The organism is Mesorhizobium sp. M1006, assembly GCF_040318825.1.
GTDB lineage: Bacteria > Pseudomonadota > Alphaproteobacteria > Rhizobiales > Rhizobiaceae > Mesorhizobium.
In genome coordinates, this window is the sequence record NZ_JAMYMZ010000014.1 from 15812 (window position 1) to 31022 (window position 15211).

19 protein-coding genes are annotated in these 15211 nt (G+C 62.2%); 7 read left to right on the plus strand and 12 right to left on the minus strand.

The features are described from left to right. Window positions 1-16: 16 nt before the first annotated feature. The gene (locus tag NKH60_RS15600) at window positions 17-625 is read right to left on the minus strand and encodes a YqgE/AlgH family protein (RefSeq protein WP_031211061.1); all 609 of its coding nucleotides are present in this window, start codon (window positions 623-625) and stop codon (window positions 17-19) included. Between the two features lie 147 nt (window positions 626-772). Between NKH60_RS15600 and NKH60_RS15605 the strand changes: the two genes are divergently transcribed. From NKH60_RS15605 to NKH60_RS15615, 3 genes are all read left to right on the plus strand, one after another. Next, on the plus strand, window positions 773-1579 hold the full coding sequence (locus NKH60_RS15605) for a protein-disulfide reductase DsbD domain-containing protein (protein ID WP_352612422.1): 807 nt from the start codon (window positions 773-775) through the stop codon (window positions 1577-1579). Window positions 1580-1661: 82 nt separating this feature from the next. Further along, window positions 1662-2162, plus strand: a complete 501-nt coding sequence (locus NKH60_RS15610; protein WP_352612420.1) for a peroxiredoxin — start codon at window positions 1662-1664, stop codon at window positions 2160-2162. Window positions 2163-2309: 147 nt separating this feature from the next. Continuing rightward, window positions 2310-2789 carry a DUF2938 domain-containing protein gene (locus NKH60_RS15615; RefSeq protein WP_352612418.1) on the plus strand — a complete coding sequence of 160 codons (480 nt, stop codon included), beginning with the start codon at window positions 2310-2312 and terminating at the stop codon, window positions 2787-2789. Between the two features lie 18 nt (window positions 2790-2807). Here the strand turns inward: NKH60_RS15615 and rnhA are convergent, their stop codons facing one another. From rnhA to coxB, 11 genes are all read right to left on the minus strand, one after another. Next, window positions 2808-3347: a ribonuclease HI gene (gene rnhA, locus NKH60_RS15620; protein WP_352501954.1), complete on the minus strand. Its 540-nt coding sequence runs from the start codon at window positions 3345-3347 to the stop codon at window positions 2808-2810. Further along, window positions 3344-4306: a homoserine kinase gene (locus NKH60_RS15625; protein WP_352872652.1), complete on the minus strand. Its 963-nt coding sequence runs from the start codon at window positions 4304-4306 to the stop codon at window positions 3344-3346. Before NKH60_RS15625 ends, rnhA begins: the two co-directional genes overlap by 4 nt. A 5-nt stretch (window positions 4307-4311) precedes the next feature. Then, a complete protein-coding gene (gene ispH / locus NKH60_RS15630; protein WP_254818458.1) occupies window positions 4312-5316 on the minus strand; it encodes a 4-hydroxy-3-methylbut-2-enyl diphosphate reductase in 1005 nt (334 codons plus the stop codon). A gap of 107 nt (window positions 5317-5423) precedes the next feature. Next, on the minus strand, window positions 5424-6179 hold the full coding sequence (locus NKH60_RS15635; RefSeq protein WP_352612413.1) for an SURF1 family protein: 756 nt from the start codon (window positions 6177-6179) through the stop codon (window positions 5424-5426). After that, window positions 6176-6562, minus strand: coding sequence for a DUF983 domain-containing protein (locus NKH60_RS15640; RefSeq protein WP_352470653.1), 387 nt, complete (start codon window positions 6560-6562; stop codon window positions 6176-6178). The genes NKH60_RS15635 and NKH60_RS15640 overlap by 4 nt, the downstream gene beginning before the upstream one ends. A gap of 82 nt (window positions 6563-6644) precedes the next feature. Beyond that, window positions 6645-7526: a cytochrome c oxidase subunit 3 gene (locus NKH60_RS15645; RefSeq protein ID WP_352449883.1), complete on the minus strand. Its 882-nt coding sequence runs from the start codon at window positions 7524-7526 to the stop codon at window positions 6645-6647. Window position 7527: 1 nt separating this feature from the next. Further along, a complete protein-coding gene (locus NKH60_RS15650) occupies window positions 7528-8160 on the minus strand; it encodes a cytochrome c oxidase assembly protein (protein ID WP_352612410.1) in 633 nt (210 codons plus the stop codon). A 7-nt stretch (window positions 8161-8167) separates the two neighbouring features. Next, window positions 8168-8335, minus strand: coding sequence for a cytochrome c oxidase system small membrane protein (locus tag NKH60_RS15655; protein WP_023674135.1), 168 nt, complete (start codon window positions 8333-8335; stop codon window positions 8168-8170). Beyond that, entirely contained in the window at window positions 8332-9276 is a 945-nt protein-coding gene (locus NKH60_RS15660; protein ID WP_352612408.1) for a heme o synthase, read from the minus strand. The genes NKH60_RS15655 and NKH60_RS15660 overlap by 4 nt, the downstream gene beginning before the upstream one ends. A 76-nt stretch (window positions 9277-9352) precedes the next feature. Further along, on the minus strand, window positions 9353-11005 hold the full coding sequence (ctaD, locus tag NKH60_RS15665; RefSeq protein ID WP_352470655.1) for a cytochrome c oxidase subunit I: 1653 nt from the start codon (window positions 11003-11005) through the stop codon (window positions 9353-9355). A 38-nt stretch (window positions 11006-11043) separates the two neighbouring features. Beyond that, window positions 11044-11922: a cytochrome c oxidase subunit II gene (coxB, locus tag NKH60_RS15670; protein WP_031211057.1), complete on the minus strand. Its 879-nt coding sequence runs from the start codon at window positions 11920-11922 to the stop codon at window positions 11044-11046. Window positions 11923-12294: 372 nt separating this feature from the next. On the opposite strand from coxB, the gene NKH60_RS15675 reads away from it, so the two are divergent. The 4 genes from NKH60_RS15675 to NKH60_RS15690 all read left to right on the plus strand — a co-directional run bounded on the left by NKH60_RS15675 (window position 12295) and on the right by NKH60_RS15690 (window position 15163). Next, entirely contained in the window at window positions 12295-12819 is a 525-nt protein-coding gene (locus tag NKH60_RS15675) for an invasion associated locus B family protein (RefSeq protein ID WP_023674131.1), read from the plus strand. A 128-nt stretch (window positions 12820-12947) separates the two neighbouring features. Continuing rightward, window positions 12948-14360: a metalloprotease TldD gene (gene tldD / locus NKH60_RS15680; RefSeq protein WP_352501957.1), complete on the plus strand. Its 1413-nt coding sequence runs from the start codon at window positions 12948-12950 to the stop codon at window positions 14358-14360. 151 nt (window positions 14361-14511) lie between these two features. Then, window positions 14512-14787: an AbrB/MazE/SpoVT family DNA-binding domain-containing protein gene (locus tag NKH60_RS15685; RefSeq protein ID WP_352449889.1), complete on the plus strand. Its 276-nt coding sequence runs from the start codon at window positions 14512-14514 to the stop codon at window positions 14785-14787. Continuing rightward, window positions 14774-15163: a type II toxin-antitoxin system VapC family toxin gene (locus tag NKH60_RS15690; RefSeq protein ID WP_352612405.1), complete on the plus strand. Its 390-nt coding sequence runs from the start codon at window positions 14774-14776 to the stop codon at window positions 15161-15163. Before NKH60_RS15685 ends, NKH60_RS15690 begins: the two co-directional genes overlap by 14 nt. Window positions 15164-15211: the final 48 nt, after the last annotated feature.

Consider the following 15211-nt stretch of genomic DNA (forward strand, 5'->3'; position numbering starts at 1 on the left):
CAGGACGTAATGAGGTTCAGGCGTGACCGGCAGCCAGGCTGAGATGCGCGAGATCAATGCCGATCGAGGCGAGGATCCGGTCATATTTGCGATCGATGTCGGCGTCGAACAGAAGCTCGGCGCTTGCCGGGCAAGTCAGCCAGCCATTCTCGACGATCTCGTTTTCAAGCTGGCCCGCACCCCAGCCGGCATAGCCAAGCGCCATCAGAGCCCGCCGGGGTCCGCGGCCGGAGGAGATGGCGCGCAATATGTCGACGGTCGCGGTCAGACAGACATCGTCGGACACGGCGAGCGAGGATTCCACCCGGTAGTCGCCCGAATGCAGAACGAAGCCGCGGCTACGATCCACCGGTCCGCCATTGCGCACGACGAAGTCGCGCGCCGGTGGCGGCAGGCGAATTGCCTCCAGCTCGTTCATGATGCCGAGTTGCACGAGCAGGTCCGGAAACAGCATCTGCTGCGTCTGGTTGATGATCAGCCCCATCGCGCCTTCGTCGCTGTGCGCGCAAATGTAGATGACAGAGCGCGTGAAGCGGTCATCCTTCATGCCGGGCATGGCAATCAGGAACTGATCGTCGAGAAAGCCGGGTCCTGCGGCCGTCCTTTTATGGCGCAACAAATCCATGGCCACAGCGTAACGCGTTTCCGGGGCGTCGAAAAGATGGGCGGCGCCCGATTTGATCAGGCTCGTAAATCGAAGGTCACGCAAATATGATGCCGGCGGCGTCATGAAATCATTGTGCGGCCATCAACAGACGATCAAATCATTGCCATGCAAAGCTTGAAAATCCTGCTGCTTGGCGTAGCCATTGGATCGGCGACCGGCCTCCCCGCCTCAGCCTCCTCATCGGCCTGGTACAACAGCGAAGGCGGCAGGGTGCGGCTGGTGACGAGCGGCAAGGCCGATGAGGCCGGGCGTCTCCAGGGCGTCCTCGACATTGCGCTGAAGCCCGGCTGGAAGACCTATTGGCGCGATCCGGGCGATGCGGGCGTGCCGCCACAGATCGACGTCTCGGCCAGCACCAACATTGCCGACGCGACGCTTTCGTTTCCGCCGCCGCAGCGCCACGACGACGGCTACGGCAAATGGGCCGGCTACGACCACCCCGTTTCGTTGCCGGTGACGTTCACGCTTGCCGCGCCCGGCCAGCCGGCCGTCATCGATGCGGACATTTTCCTCGGCATCTGCGAAACCATCTGCATCCCGGTGCAGACAAGGCTGACCGTCGATCCCGGCGCCGATCCGGACAACGCCGGGGACGCGGCACTGGTCAAGGCAGGCCTTGCCACCCTGCCTGCCACGGCAACGCCCGATTTCGGCATAAACGTACTGCCGGGCGACCACGAAACGCTGATTGTCGAAGCGAGCTTTCCGGGCAGCCCCGAGGGCGCCGACTTCTTCGTTGCCGGCGAACGCGACTACATGTTCGGTGCCCCGGCACGCAGCGAAAAGGATGGCAAGCTGATCTTTACTGTGCCGATCCTCGACAGGCCGTCGACAACGCCAACCGATGGCGGCCTGCACTACACACTGACAAGTGCCGCAGGCGCGGTCGAAGGCCTGTTGCCATTCCCGTGATGCCAACGTCTGGACGGTTGCCGGGCGCGCCTTAATTCGCTATCGCAAGGACACTCCCTTCCATTTCCAAGCGAGGACCATCATGACGATCTCCGTTGGCGACAAACTGCCCGATGCGACCTTCAAGACAATGACCGCCGACGGTGCAAAGCCGATAACGACGGGCGAGATATTCTCAGGAAAGAAGGTCGTGCTGTTTGGCGTTCCAGGCGCCTTCACGCCGACCTGCAGCAACAATCATCTGCCCGGCTACCTGGACAATTACGACGCCATCCTGGCGCGCGGCGTCGACACTATCGCCGTTGTCTCGGTCAACGATGTTCACGTTATGGGGGCCTGGGCCCGCTTCAGCGGCGGTGAAGGCAAAATCCTTTATCTTGCCGATGGCAATGGCGATTTCGCCAAATCCGTCGGCCTCGACGCCGACCTCTCCAGCGGCGGCATGGGGCTACGCTCGAAGCGTTTTTCGATGATCGTCGATGACGGCAAGGTCACCGCACTCAATGTCGAGACAAAGCCCGGCGTCGACGAATCCGGTGCGGCTCACATTCTCGGACAGCTTTCCGTCCTGGCGACAGCCTAGGCCAGGCACGGCAAAGGGCGCCTTCGAGCGCTCAACGTCCAAAGGACGCTGACTTTGCATCGGCGCATGATCCTTCCGAAAGCCGACCCGGTTTTTCGGGACCATGCGTCGGCCCTTCGGGACTGCTTGCTTCTGGGGACCTCGATTATGTCTGACATCGTCTGGCGCAGCGTCGCGATCGGCATCGGCGCAACCGCGCTTATGGATGTCTGGGCGATTTTCCTGAACAAGGCGTTTGCTCAGCCGCGGCCGAACTGGGGGCTGGTCGGCCGCTGGGTCTGGCATCTCAGGGAAGGCAAGGTCTTCCATGACGACATTGGCGAGGCCTCGCCCTACCCGCATGAATCAGTACTTGGCTGGGCCTTTCATTATGCTGTCGGCATCGTCTACGGCGTCATACTGGTCGTGCTGGCCGGAACGGCCTGGCTCACCGCGCCGACCTTCCTGCCGGCTTTTATGCTCGGCATCGTCACCGTCGGCGCCGGGTGGTTTCTGCTGGCGCCCGGCCTGGGCGCCGGCTGGGCCGCTTCGAAGCGGCCCAATCCGATGCAGGTCCGCGCCCTCAATCTTGTGTCGCATACGGTGTTTGCCATCGGACTGTTCGGCACCGCCCTTCTGATCCGCTGACACGCCAGTTCAACCGGATCAATAACTCTGGGTCGAGCGCCGAACCTTCTTGGCCGCCGATTGCCTGGACTGGGTGCCTTCCTCCGGCGGCACGGACGCGAGCACGGGTTTCGCCGACTTCGTCTTGAATGGCGCCATGCCGAGCCGCGCCAATTCGTCGGCGCGCTCGTTCTCGGGATGGCCGGCATGGCCCTTGACCCAATGCCAGGTGACCTGGTGGCGGTTGCGCGCAGCGTCGAGCTGCTGCCACAGCTCGGCATTCTTCACCGGCTGCCTGGCGGCGGTCTTCCAGCCGTTGCGCTTCCAGCCGTCGATCCAGCCGAAAATACCGTCCTTGACGTAGTTGCTGTCGGTATAAAGATCGACGACGCAAGGCTCCTTGAGCGCATTGAGCGCCGAGATGGCCGCCAACAACTCCATGCGGTTGTTGGTGGTCAGAGCCTCGCCACCATGGAGCTCCTTGATTGCGCCGTTGAAGCGCAGGATTGCGCCCCAGCCGCCAGGCCCGGGATTGCCCGAACAGGCACCATCGGTGAAGATTTCAACGCGCTTGGTCATGTCAGTCCATATTCGGAAGGAGAGTTGATCGCCCGGTGGAAGCGCATCCGGCGGATATACTCGGTCGGGTCGCGTTTCATCACCAGGCCGCCGTCCGGGACCGTCAGCCAGTCGTAGAGCCGGGTCAGCATGAAGCGCAGCGCCGAACCGCGCGCCAGCATCGGCAGCGCAGCTTTCTCGTCACTGCTCAACGGCCGCACGCTTTGGTAGCCGGCAAGCAGCGCCGTGCCCTTGGTCAGATTGAAGGAAAAATCCTTCTCGAAGCACCAGGCGTTCAGGCACGTGGCAACGTCATAGGCATAGAAGTCGTTGCAGGCGAAATAGAAGTCGATCAGCCCGGACAGTTTCTCGCCGAGGAAAAACACATTGTCCGGGAAAAGATCAGCATGGATGATGCCTTGCGGCAGACCGTTCGGCCAGTTCCGCTCGAAATCGGCGAAATCGGCATCGACCTCGGCCGCCAGTCCCGGCTCGACCTCGTCGGCGCGGGCGCGGGCGGCATTCCACAGCTTGCGCCAGCCATCGATGGCAAGGGCGTTGGGGCGGGTCATCGGAAAATCCGCGCCGGCGAGATGCAGTGCCGCCAGCGCCTTGCCGACCTCGCCGCAATGTGCAGCCGTCGGCCCCCGCAGCGACAGGCCTTCGAGAAAGGTGATGATCACCGCCGGCCGGCCGGCAAGTGTTCCGATCACACCGCCATCATGTGCGGTGACCGGGAGCGGGCACGAAATGCCCTTTCTGGCGAGGTGGGCCATGAGGCCGAGAAAGAACGGCAGGTCAGCCTTGTCGACGCGCTTCTCGTAAAGCGTCAGGATGTAGGAGCCGCTGCTGGTGTGCAGCAGAAAATTCGAGTTTTCGGTGCCTTCGGCGATGCCCTTGTAGGACAAGAGGTCGCCGACCGGATAGTTCCTGAGGAATGCGCCGAGCTCGCCCTCGTTGACGTCGGTGTAAACCGCCATCGTTGCTACGCGGCCCCGTTGACGAAGGCCATGTCGGCAGCCGTCAGTTCGACATCGCGCAACACCCGCATCACCGGAAAGTCCTCCGTCTCCGTCGCCGTCACGGCCAGCTCGATGGTCACGTCGAAGCGCTGCCTGAACGCATCGACGATCTCGTCGACGATGATCTCCGGCGCCGAGGCGCCCGCCGACAGGCCGAGCGTCGAAATGCCGGCAATCTCATTCCACGGAATTTCGGAGGCGCGCTGCACGAGAAGCGACATCGAGGCGCCGGCGCGCTCGGCCACTTCGACCAGGCGCCGCGAGTTGGACGAGTTAGGTGCGCCGACAACCAGGAAGAGATCGGCGCCGGCCGCTGTTTCCTTGACCGCTTCCTGGCGATTGGTGGTGGCATAACAGATCGATTCCGCCGCCGGCGCGTGCAGCTCGGGAAAACGCTGCTGCAGGGCGCGGATGATACCGGCGGTATCCTCGACCGACAGCGTCGTCTGGGTGACGAAGCCGAGCGCTTGTGGGTCTGCGGGCACGAAGCTTGCGGCGTCGGCCTCGGTCTCGATCAGAGTTACCGCGCCGTCCGGCAACTGGCCCATTGTGCCGATCACCTCCGGATGCCCGGCATGGCCGATCAAGAGCACGTGGCGGCCAAGCCGCTGATGGCGCATCGCCTGCTTGTGGACTTTCGAGACCAGCGGGCAAGTCGCGTCGAGATAGAACAGGTTGCGGGACTGGGCGTCGGCCGGCACAGATTTCGGCACGCCATGCGCCGAAAAGACGACCGGGCTCTGGCGATGCTCGGGCGGGATCTCGGAGAGCTCCTCGATGAACACCGCGCCGAGGCTTTGCAGCCCTTCGACGACGTAGCGGTTGTGCACGATCTCGTGGCGGACATAGACCGGCGCGCCGTATTTCTTCAGCGCCAGCACGACGATCTGGATGGCACGGTCAACGCCCGCACAGAAACCGCGGGGCTGGCAGAGCCGGATGGTCAGCGGCGGCTTTGTGTGAAGCATGATTGCATCTTACGCTGATTGTAGGCCGGTTGATCGGACTATAACTTCTGAGCTCAAGGCGCGAAATGAGGTGCGCGGCCCTGCCCTGTCAAGGGTAATGGCGGCGATCATTGGTCTTTCGCCGGGCGGCGGAGCCAGGAGATCAGGACGCCGGCAAGGGCGGCGGCAAGGCCGTACCAGGTTATCGCATATTGCAGATGGCTGTTCGGCAGGTCGATGACGGTGACACCGCCAACCGGCAGCCCGCCGGGGTTGGGCGTGGCGTTCGCATCGATGAAGATCGGCACCAGCGCCGCACCTGTCGGCAGGCCGGCGCTCGAGGCCATCGCGTCACGATCTTTCCAGTAGAAGATATTCTTCTGCGGATCATTGTCGGGAAGCATCATCGAGGGCTTGGCCGGCAGCGGGTTACGGGCGAGCCCCGTCACCGTCACTTTGCCCGTTACCTGTTCCTGCGGCCGCTTGGCTGGATCCTTGAAATCGTAAGGCACGAAGCCGCGGTTGATCAGCACGAAACGGCCATCGTCGAGCTGTAGCGGCGTGAAGACGTCGAAACCGGACTGGCCTTCCCAGGTGGCGAGGAAATGCCGCTCGTCTTGATGCAGGAAAGTGCCGGTCACTATCACCGGCGTGTAGTCCACGTCGCCGGCGGCAGCAAACCGCTTTTCGACCTCGGCCAATGGTACAGGCGCCGAATGCGTACGCTGGTCGATCGTCTGGAGAAGGCCCTCTTTCCAGTGCAGGCGCTGAACCTGCCAGGTGCCGAGCGCCAGCAGGATCAAAAACACGACGATACCCAGGCCGAGCGCCAATGCGCGCTTGGGCCGCGACCGGCCGGCCACCGAACCTGATGCCTCGCTCATTCGCCGCGGTCCAGCCGGCCCTCGGCCGCCTTGTTGCGGTATTGCAGCGTCAGCAGCACGCCCTTGATCAGCCGGAGCGCCGCCAGGCAAAGCACCAGCGTCAGCGGAATCCACAGCAGCAGATGCAGCCAAAGCGGTGGATTGAGCGTCACCTCCATCCACAACGCCAGGCCGACGACGATGAAGCCGATGATCAGGATAACGAACACCGCCGGCCCGTCACCAGCATCGGCGAAAGAATAATCGAGGCCGCAATTGGTGCAGCGATTGCCGACCGTGAGGAACCCGGAGAACAGCTTGCCCTCGCCACAGCGGGGGCAGCGGCCATGCAAGCCGGCCGAGATCGGATCGATTGGTGGCCAGATCGCCTTGTCGTCGCTCATGGGATCATCCTAGGAGCATTTGCCGCAAAAGATAAGGCGGCCACGTCGCCGCAGCCGCCTTGTCGATTTCCTCAGTTCGATCTCAGTGCGGTTCGATCATCGCGCCGTTCGATGCCCAGACGTAGATCGAGGCAAACAGGAACAGCCACACCACGTCCACGAAGTGCCAGTACCAGGCGGCGGCCTCGAAGCCGAAATGCTGCTTGGGCGTGAAGTCGCCCTTTATGGCGCGGATCAGGCAGACCAACAGGAAGATCGTGCCGATGATGACGTGGAAACCATGGAAGCCGGTCGCCATGAAGAAGGTGGCGCCGTAGATCGAATCCCTGAAGCCGAACGGCGCGTGCATGTACTCGTAGGCCTGCACCATGGTGAACAGCATGCCGAGGCCGACGGTCAGCACCAACCCATTGATCAGGCCCTTGCGGTCGCCGTGGATGAGCGAGTGGTGCGCCCAGGTCACCGTGGTACCCGACAGAAGCAGGATGACGGTGTTGTAGAGCGGCAGATGGAAGGGGTCGAGAACTTCGAGGCCCTTGGGCGGCCAGACGCCGCCGGTGAAGGCGGTACGGGCGTATTGATGGACCTCGCCCGGAAACAGGCTGGCGTCGAAGAAGGCCCAGAACCAGGCGACGAAGAACATCACCTCGGAGGCGATGAACATGATCATGCCGTAGCGCAGATGCAGCGACACGACACGGGTGTGGTGTCCCTCATGCGCCTCCTTGATCGTATCCGACCACCAGGCGAACATCGTGTAGATGACGATCAGCAGGCCGATGAAGAACAGCCATGGATTGGCGACATTGAAACCGAAGATCGGGAAATCGCCGCCCTTGAGGTATTGCATGTAACAGACGCCGCCGAACGCGGTCACCAGCGCCCCGACGGAGCCCAGGAAAGGCCACGGGCTCGGGTCGACAAGGTGGTAGTCATGTTGTGGTTTTGCGTGTGCGTCTGCCATATCAACCCCCGAGGCTTGCTTCGGTATCTGAAATCTTGTTGCGGTGGCCGTCGGCCGGCACCGATGATGCGACCGGCTTGGTCTTGTCGACCGGGAACATCGTGTAGGACAGGGTAATCGTCGTCAGATCCTTCAATTCCGGCGCGTTGACGATGTCGGGATCGACATAGAAGACGACCGGCATGTCCAGTGTCTCGCCCGGCTTCAGCGTCGTGTCGGTGAAGCAGAAACACTCGACCTTGTTGAAGTAAGGTCCGGCCAGTTCCGGCTGCACGTTGAAGGTGGCGCGTCCAGTGATGGGACGGCTGAATTTGTTGGTCGCGCTGAAATGCGCCTCGGCGGTTTCGCCGATCTTGATGGTGATCGAGCGAGCGACCGGCTGGAATTGCCAGGGAACGCCGGCGGTGTTGGCGTCGAAGCGGATGGTGATGTCGCGATCGAGCACCCGATCGGCATATTGCTGGGTCGCCCGTTTGACGGTGCCGCCGTAGCCTGTCGCCTGGCAGAACATCGCGTAGAGCGGCACCGCGGCGTAGGCCATGCCGATCATGCCGCCGAAGAACGCGATGCAGACGCCGGCGACGACGCGGTTCGTATTCTTCTTCTTAGGATCGGTGACTGTTTGCCTGGTCATGTTAAGCTCACATCGAGCCGGGGAAACTGTGACCAAATTTCACGATGGTCGCGACGTAGAATATGACGACCAGCGCCGCCAGCGCGAAACCGATTGCGGCCGAGCGATTGCGGCGGGCCTTCTGCTGACGTTCGGTCAACGTGACCAGTTCAAGCTTCTTTTCGGCCATGCTCATGCTCCACCAATGGTCAGCGCGCGCGCGACGACACAATCGCCAAGGTAGGCGGCGAAGATGGCGAAGAGATAGAGCAGCGAATAGCCGAACAAGGCCTTGGCCGGCTTCATCGCCCGGTCGTCATCGGCCATTTGCAGCACCTTCCACGCATACCAGACGAAGCCGGCGCCGAGCAGCAATGCAACGACGCCATAGACCGGCGTGGTGAACCCGAGAACCCAGGGCAGCACGCCAACCGGCGCGAGGACCAGCGCATAGGCAAAGATCTGGCGTCTGGTCGAGGCCTGACCGGCGACATTCGGCATCATCGGAATGCCTGCCTTGGCGTAGTCCTCCGACTTGAACAGCGCGAGCGCCCAGAAATGTGGCGGCGTCCACAGGAAGATGACCAGGAACAGCACCAAGCTTTCGAGGCTGACCGATCCGGTTACCGCCGCCCAGCCTATGACCGGCGGAATGGCACCGGCAGCCCCGCCGATGACGATGTTCTGCGGCGTCCAGCGCTTCAGCCACATCGTATAGATGACGGCATAGAAAAAGATGGTGAAGGCCAGAAGCGATGCTGCCAACCAGTTGACCAGCACGCCGAGCGTCATCACCGACAGAACCGACAGCACCAGCCCGAAACTCAATGCCTCGCCTGGCCGGATACGGCCGGCCGGCACGGGACGGCCGGCGGTGCGCGTCATCACCGCATCGATGTCTGCGTCATACCACATGTTGAGCGCACCGGAGGCGCCGGCGCCGATGGCAATAGCCAGGATCGCGATCACCGCCAGCAGCGGATTGATGGTCACCGGAGCGGCGACCATGCCGACAAACGCAGTGAACACCACCAGCGACATGACGCGCGGCTTCAGCAGGGCGAAGAAATCGCCCGCCGTCGCTTCCGACATGCGGAAGCCCGGCTCGTCAATCAGTCTGTCTTCGGCAAGGGCCATGCGTACTTAAAGTCCATCATTCCGTTGGCCAAAACCGCCGGTCGGCCGGCGGCTCCGTATTAAAGGAGGCAACCGCCTACTTGATCTTCGGCAACTGTTCCCACTGGTGGAACGGCGGCGGCGAAGGCAGTTGCCATTCCAGCGTGGTCGCACCCTCGCCCCAAGGATTGGCGCCGGCGACCCGCTTCTTCTGGAACGCCTCGAAGACGCCGAACAGGAAGATGACGACGCCGATAGCCGAGATGTACGAGCCGTAGGACGACACCATGTTCCAGCCGGCGAAGGCATCCGGATAGTCGATATAGCGACGCGGCATACCGGAAAGGCCGAGGAAGTGCTGCGGGAAAAAGACTAGGTTGACGCCGACAAAAGTGACCCAGAAGTGGGTGTTCGCGATCACCGGCGAATACATGTAGCCGGTCATTTTCGGGAACCAGTAGTACCAGCCGGCGAAGATCGCGAAGACCGCGCCCAGCGACAGCACGTAATGGAAGTGCGCGACCACGAAATAGGTATCGTGCAGCGGGCGGTCGAGGCCGGCATTGGCCAACTGCACACCGGTGACGCCGCCAACAGTGAACAGGAAGATGAAGCCGATCGCCCACAGCATCGGGGTCTTGAGCGAAATCGACCCGCCCCACATAGTGGCGATCCACGAGAAGATCTTCACACCCGTCGGCACCGCGATGACCATGGTGGCGAAGACGAAATAGCGCTGGGTATCGAGCGACAGGCCCGTCGTGTACATGTGGTGGGCCCAGACGATGAAGCCCACCGCACCGATGGCAACCATCGCATAGGCCATGCCGAGATAGCCAAACACCGGTTTCCTCGAAAAGGTCGAGATGATATGGCTGATGATACCGAAACCCGGCAGGATCAGAATGTAGACCTCCGGATGGCCAAAGAACCAGAACAGGTGCTGGAACAGGATCGGATCGCCGCCGCCGTCCGGGGCGAAGAAGGTGGTGCCGAAATTGCGGTCGGTCAAAAGCATGGTGATGCCGCCGGCCAGCACCGGCAACGACAGAAGCAGCAGGAAGGCGGTAATCAGCACAGACCAGGCGAAAAGCGGCATCTTGTGCATGGTCATGCCGGGCGCGCGCATGTTGAAGATGGTGGTGATGAAGTTGATGGCGCCAAGAATCGAGGAGGCGCCGGCGATGTGGATTGACAGGATCGCCAGGTCCATGGCCGGTCCGGGCTGGCCCGATGTCGACAATGGCGGATAAAGCGTCCAGCCGCCGCCGACGCCGTAGGCGCCGGGCGCACTCGGGACGAAGGCCGAGAAAATCAGCAGGATGAAAGCCGGCGGCAGCAGCCAGAACGAGACGTTGTTCATGCGCGGGAAGGCCATATCCGGCGCGCCGATCATGATCGGCACCATCCAGTTGGCAAAGCCGCCGATCAGCGCCGGCATCACCATGAAGAAGATCATGATCAGCGCATGCGCGGTGGTGAAAGCATTGTACATGCTCTTGCCCCCGTCGATGGCGGCGTCGCCATTCATGCCGTAGACCATCTGCGCCAGGCCAGTGAATATCTGGATGCCCGGCTCCTGCAATTCCATGCGCATGACGACCGACAAGGCGCCACCGATGCAGCCCGCCATGATCGCGAAGATCAGATAAAGCGTACCGATGTCCTTGTGGTTGGTCGAATACACCCACCGGACCCAGCCATGATACGGCTTGTGGTCGTGGTCGTCGTGAGCTGCAGCGTGCGCCATGGTCGGCTCCGTTCCCTGAATCTTTTCTGGTCGCGGCATCAATTGCCGGCGGCCGCTACCTTGTTCGTGCCATCGACCTCGGCCATCAGCGCCTTGTTGGCGCCGGGAAGGTCGGTTTTGGCTGCCGCCAGCCAGGTCTTGTATTGTGCATCGGAGACGACGCGAATGGCGATCGGCATGAAGGCGTGGTCCTTGCCGCAGAGTTCCGAGCACTGGCCGTAATAGAGGCCTTCCTTGTCCGCCTTGAACCAGACCTCGTTGATGCGGCCCGGCACCGCATCGGTCTTGATGCCGAAGGACGGCATGGCAAAGGCGTGAATGACGTCGGTCGCCGTCACCAGCACGCGGGTCATGGTGCTGACCGGCACCACCATCTCATTGTCGACGGCGAGCAGGCGCGGATACGCGGCGCGATCTTCCTTGCCGGCAGCAGCCCTGTCGGCATCCTGAAGGATCGCGGAATTAAAGGAAAGCGTGTTGTCGACCTGGTATTCGTAGTCCCAGTTCCACTGATTGCCGGTCGCCTTGACGGTCAGCTTGGCTTCTTCCGGCGGCGTGTATTGCGCGGTCAGCAGTTGGAACGAGGGAATGGCGAGACAGAGCAGGATGACGACGGGACCGACAGTCCAGATGACCTCGATCAGCGTGTTGTGGCTGGTGCGCGACGGCGTCGGGTTGACGCTCGCCCGGAACCGCAAAATGCAGTAGGCAATCAGGAAAAGCACCAAGGCGGTGATCACAATGATGAACGCGAACGAGTAGTTCCCGAACCACTCGATCTGCCGCATAATGTCGGTCGCCGGAGGCTGAAAACTGGTTTCCCAAGGTTGGGGCTGGGCTGCATGAGCGGATGCAGCGGCAAACAACGTGGCGGCGGCACTAGCTACGATTTTGGCGGTTGCCAGGAATTTTCTCATCGCCCTCGTCATCTCCCAGTTCCTCGCGATCGGACCGCAAGAATGTCGAACAATGGCCGGGACGGGAATCCCGGACAATTCAAGGCTGGTTCAAACCATACTCTATTTGCCTCCGCAAGAAAGGAGCGCCGGAACCCGTGCGGCATTTTTGCGCGCAAGCGCGGCGCTGGCTTCGTGCGGTGACGGCTCGCCGCGAATCACCAGAGCGGCATCCGGGTAGAATGAGCCGCGCGGCGTGCGGAGCCGTCGCAATTAGGGCGAAATTGGCACTGAAAAGCGCATTGTCGCCTGTGTCGGGGCAGATCGCCGGGGTCTCGTCCTTTACTTGGGTTTAGTGCGGCTTAAAGTGCCGTGATTCGCAATGGAGCCGTCATGAACCCTTGGCTTTCGAGAACCTTGGCGAAGGTCATCTTTGTTGCCGCCGCAATAGCCTTGTCCGGCGCCGGCCTGGCCAATGCCGCGCAGCCAAGCGGCACGGTGAAGTCAACGCATGGGGCGTGGTCGATCATCTGCGATACGCCCGCCGGTGCTACATCCGAACAATGCGTGATGATGCAGAACGTCGTCGCCGAGGACCGTCCGGAAATGGGTCTTTCCGTCGTCGTGCTGCGCACAGCCGACAACAAGGCCGAAATCCTGCGTGTGCTGGCGCCGCTCGGCGTGCTGTTGCCGAACGGCCTCGGCCTCAATGTCGACGGCAAGGATATCGGCCGCGCCTATTTCGTGCGCTGTTTCCAGGACGGCTGCTATGCCGAGGTCATCCTGGAAAAGCCGCTGCTCGACACGCTGAAGACCGGTACGTCCGCCACCTTCATCGTCTTCCAGACGCCGGAAGAGGGCATCGGCATTCCCGTCGACCTCAAGGGTTTCGCCGACGGCTTCGCCGCCCTGCCTTGAGCCTGGGTCTTGTAGCACGATCCAGTGATGTTGACCGGCCGAGGTCACGGCAAATCTCATTTCAGATTGTCTGTGCGGGCCTTCGCGCCTACATCGTGGGAAACAATCCTCCTGCGAATGGACCTGCCATGAACAGCCTGATCGGCCAATTTGACATTTCCGACGATCGCATCAAGCAAATCGTTGCCGAGACTATTAACGGCGCCGACGACGGCGAACTGTTTCTCGAATATAGCGAAAGCGAATCGCTGATGTTCGACAATGGCAAGCTGAAGACCGCGAATTTCAACACCGACCAGGGTTTCGGCCTGCGCGCCGTCGCCGGCGAAGCCAGCGGCTACGCCCATTCCAGCGATCTCTCCGAAGCCTCGCTGCTGCGCGCCGCCGATGCCGTTTCGACGGTGAAGAGCGGCTATTCCGGCACGCTTGCCGCAGCGCCTGCCCGCACCAACCGCCACCTCTACGGCGACGGAAACCCTATCCCCTCGCCTTCCTTCGAGGCCAAGGCCAAGCTGCTTCAGGAAATCGATGCATGGCTGCGGGCCGAGGATCCGCGCGTCAGGCAGGTGACGGCGTCGCTCGCCGCCTCCTGGCAGCATGTCGAGATCATGCGCGCCGACGGCCAGATGGTGCGCGACATCCGTCCGCTGGTCAGGATCAACGTGTCGGTGGTGGTCGGCGACGGCGACCGCCAGGAGAGCGGCTCCTACGGCATGGGAGGCCGCAAGGATTTTGGTGAATTCCTGATCGAGGACAGCTGGCGGCACGCGGCCAAGGAGGCATTGCGGCAAGCGCTGGTCAATCTCGAAGCGGTTCCAGCACCTGCCGGCACTTTCGACATCGTGCTGTCGAGCGGCTGGCCGGGCGTCATGTTGCACGAGGCCGTCGGCCACGGGCTGGAAGGCGATTTCAACCGCAAGAAGACGTCGGCCTTTGCCGGCCTGCTTGGCCAGCAGGTGGCAGCGAAAGGCGTCACCGTCGTTGATGACGGCACCCTGCCCGAGCGGCGTGGCTCGCTTACCGTCGACGATGAGGGCACGCCATCGGCCCATAACGTGCTGATCGACGATGGCAAGCTGGTCGGCTACATGCAGGACCGCCAGAACGCCCGGCTGATGGGCATGAAAGCCACCGGCAACGGGCGACGCCAAGGTTACGCGCACGAGCCTATGCCGCGCATGACCAACACCTACATGACAGCGGGCGACATGGAGCCGGACGAGATCATCGCCTCGGTCAAGAACGGCATCTATGCCGTGTCGTTCGGTGGCGGCCAGGTTGACATCACTTCGGGCAAGTTCGTGTTCGGCTGCACCGAAGCCTACATGATCGAGAACGGCAAGGTGACGCAACCGATCAAGGGCGCCATGCTGATCGGCAACGGGCCGGATGCCATGCATCGTGTGGCGATGATCGGCAACGACATGAAGCTCGACACCGGCATCGGCATGTGTGGCAAGGCCGGACAGGGCGTGCCGGTCGGCGTCGGCCAGCCGCATCTCAGGATGAACCAGATGACAGTCGGCGGCACCAGGGTTTGATGGAGTTGACGCCGAATTATCGCCGCTCCGGAACAACCAATCCCCGCCGCCCACTGCCTTGTCATCGCTTTAAGTAGGAGTAGCTTGCGCCTTGAATTTGCGGAGAGCTTCGACTATCTTACATTCGTCTTACACCTAAGGACGTGCGCAGATGGCTGCCGCAAAGAAGCTCGTAACTACGGTCTCGACCAAGGGACAGGTCATCCTGCCCAGCGCGATCCGGAAACGGAGGGAATGGCATGCCGGCACACGCCTTCTGGTCGAGGATACCCCGGAGGGCGTGCTACTGAAGCCTGCGCCAGTCTTCGCCGAGACACGGCCAGAGGACGTGTTTGGATCGCTGCGCTATAGTGGCAGGCCGAAGACGTTGGAGGAAATGGACGCGGGCGTGCTCGCCGAAGCGCGGCGGCGCCATGCTCGCAATTGATACCAACCTGATCGTCCGCTACCTGACGGGCGATCACCCGTCGCAGTCTTCCCGCGCCCGGGCGCTGATCGATAGCCAGCCGGTCTTTGTCGCCGTCACGGTGATGCTGGAAGTCGAATGGGTGTTGCGCAGCGCCTACGGTTTTGCGCCGCTTGAAATCGCCCGTACGCTACGGGTGTTTAGCGGGCTTCCCACGGTAGAGGTGGAAGACGGGGCGGTCGTGTCGTCCGCGCTCGACCTCTCGGTACAGGGGTTGGATTTCGCTGATGCGCTGCATCTGGGCAAGTCCGCTCACTGCGCTGGCTTCGCGACTTTTGACCGCAAGTTCGTCAGGGCCGCGAAGGCGGCCGGATACGAACGCGTGCAAGAAGCATAGCAGCTCACAGCGGCCCAGCGCGGCACAAAAGCGCGCCACAGGGTCAGC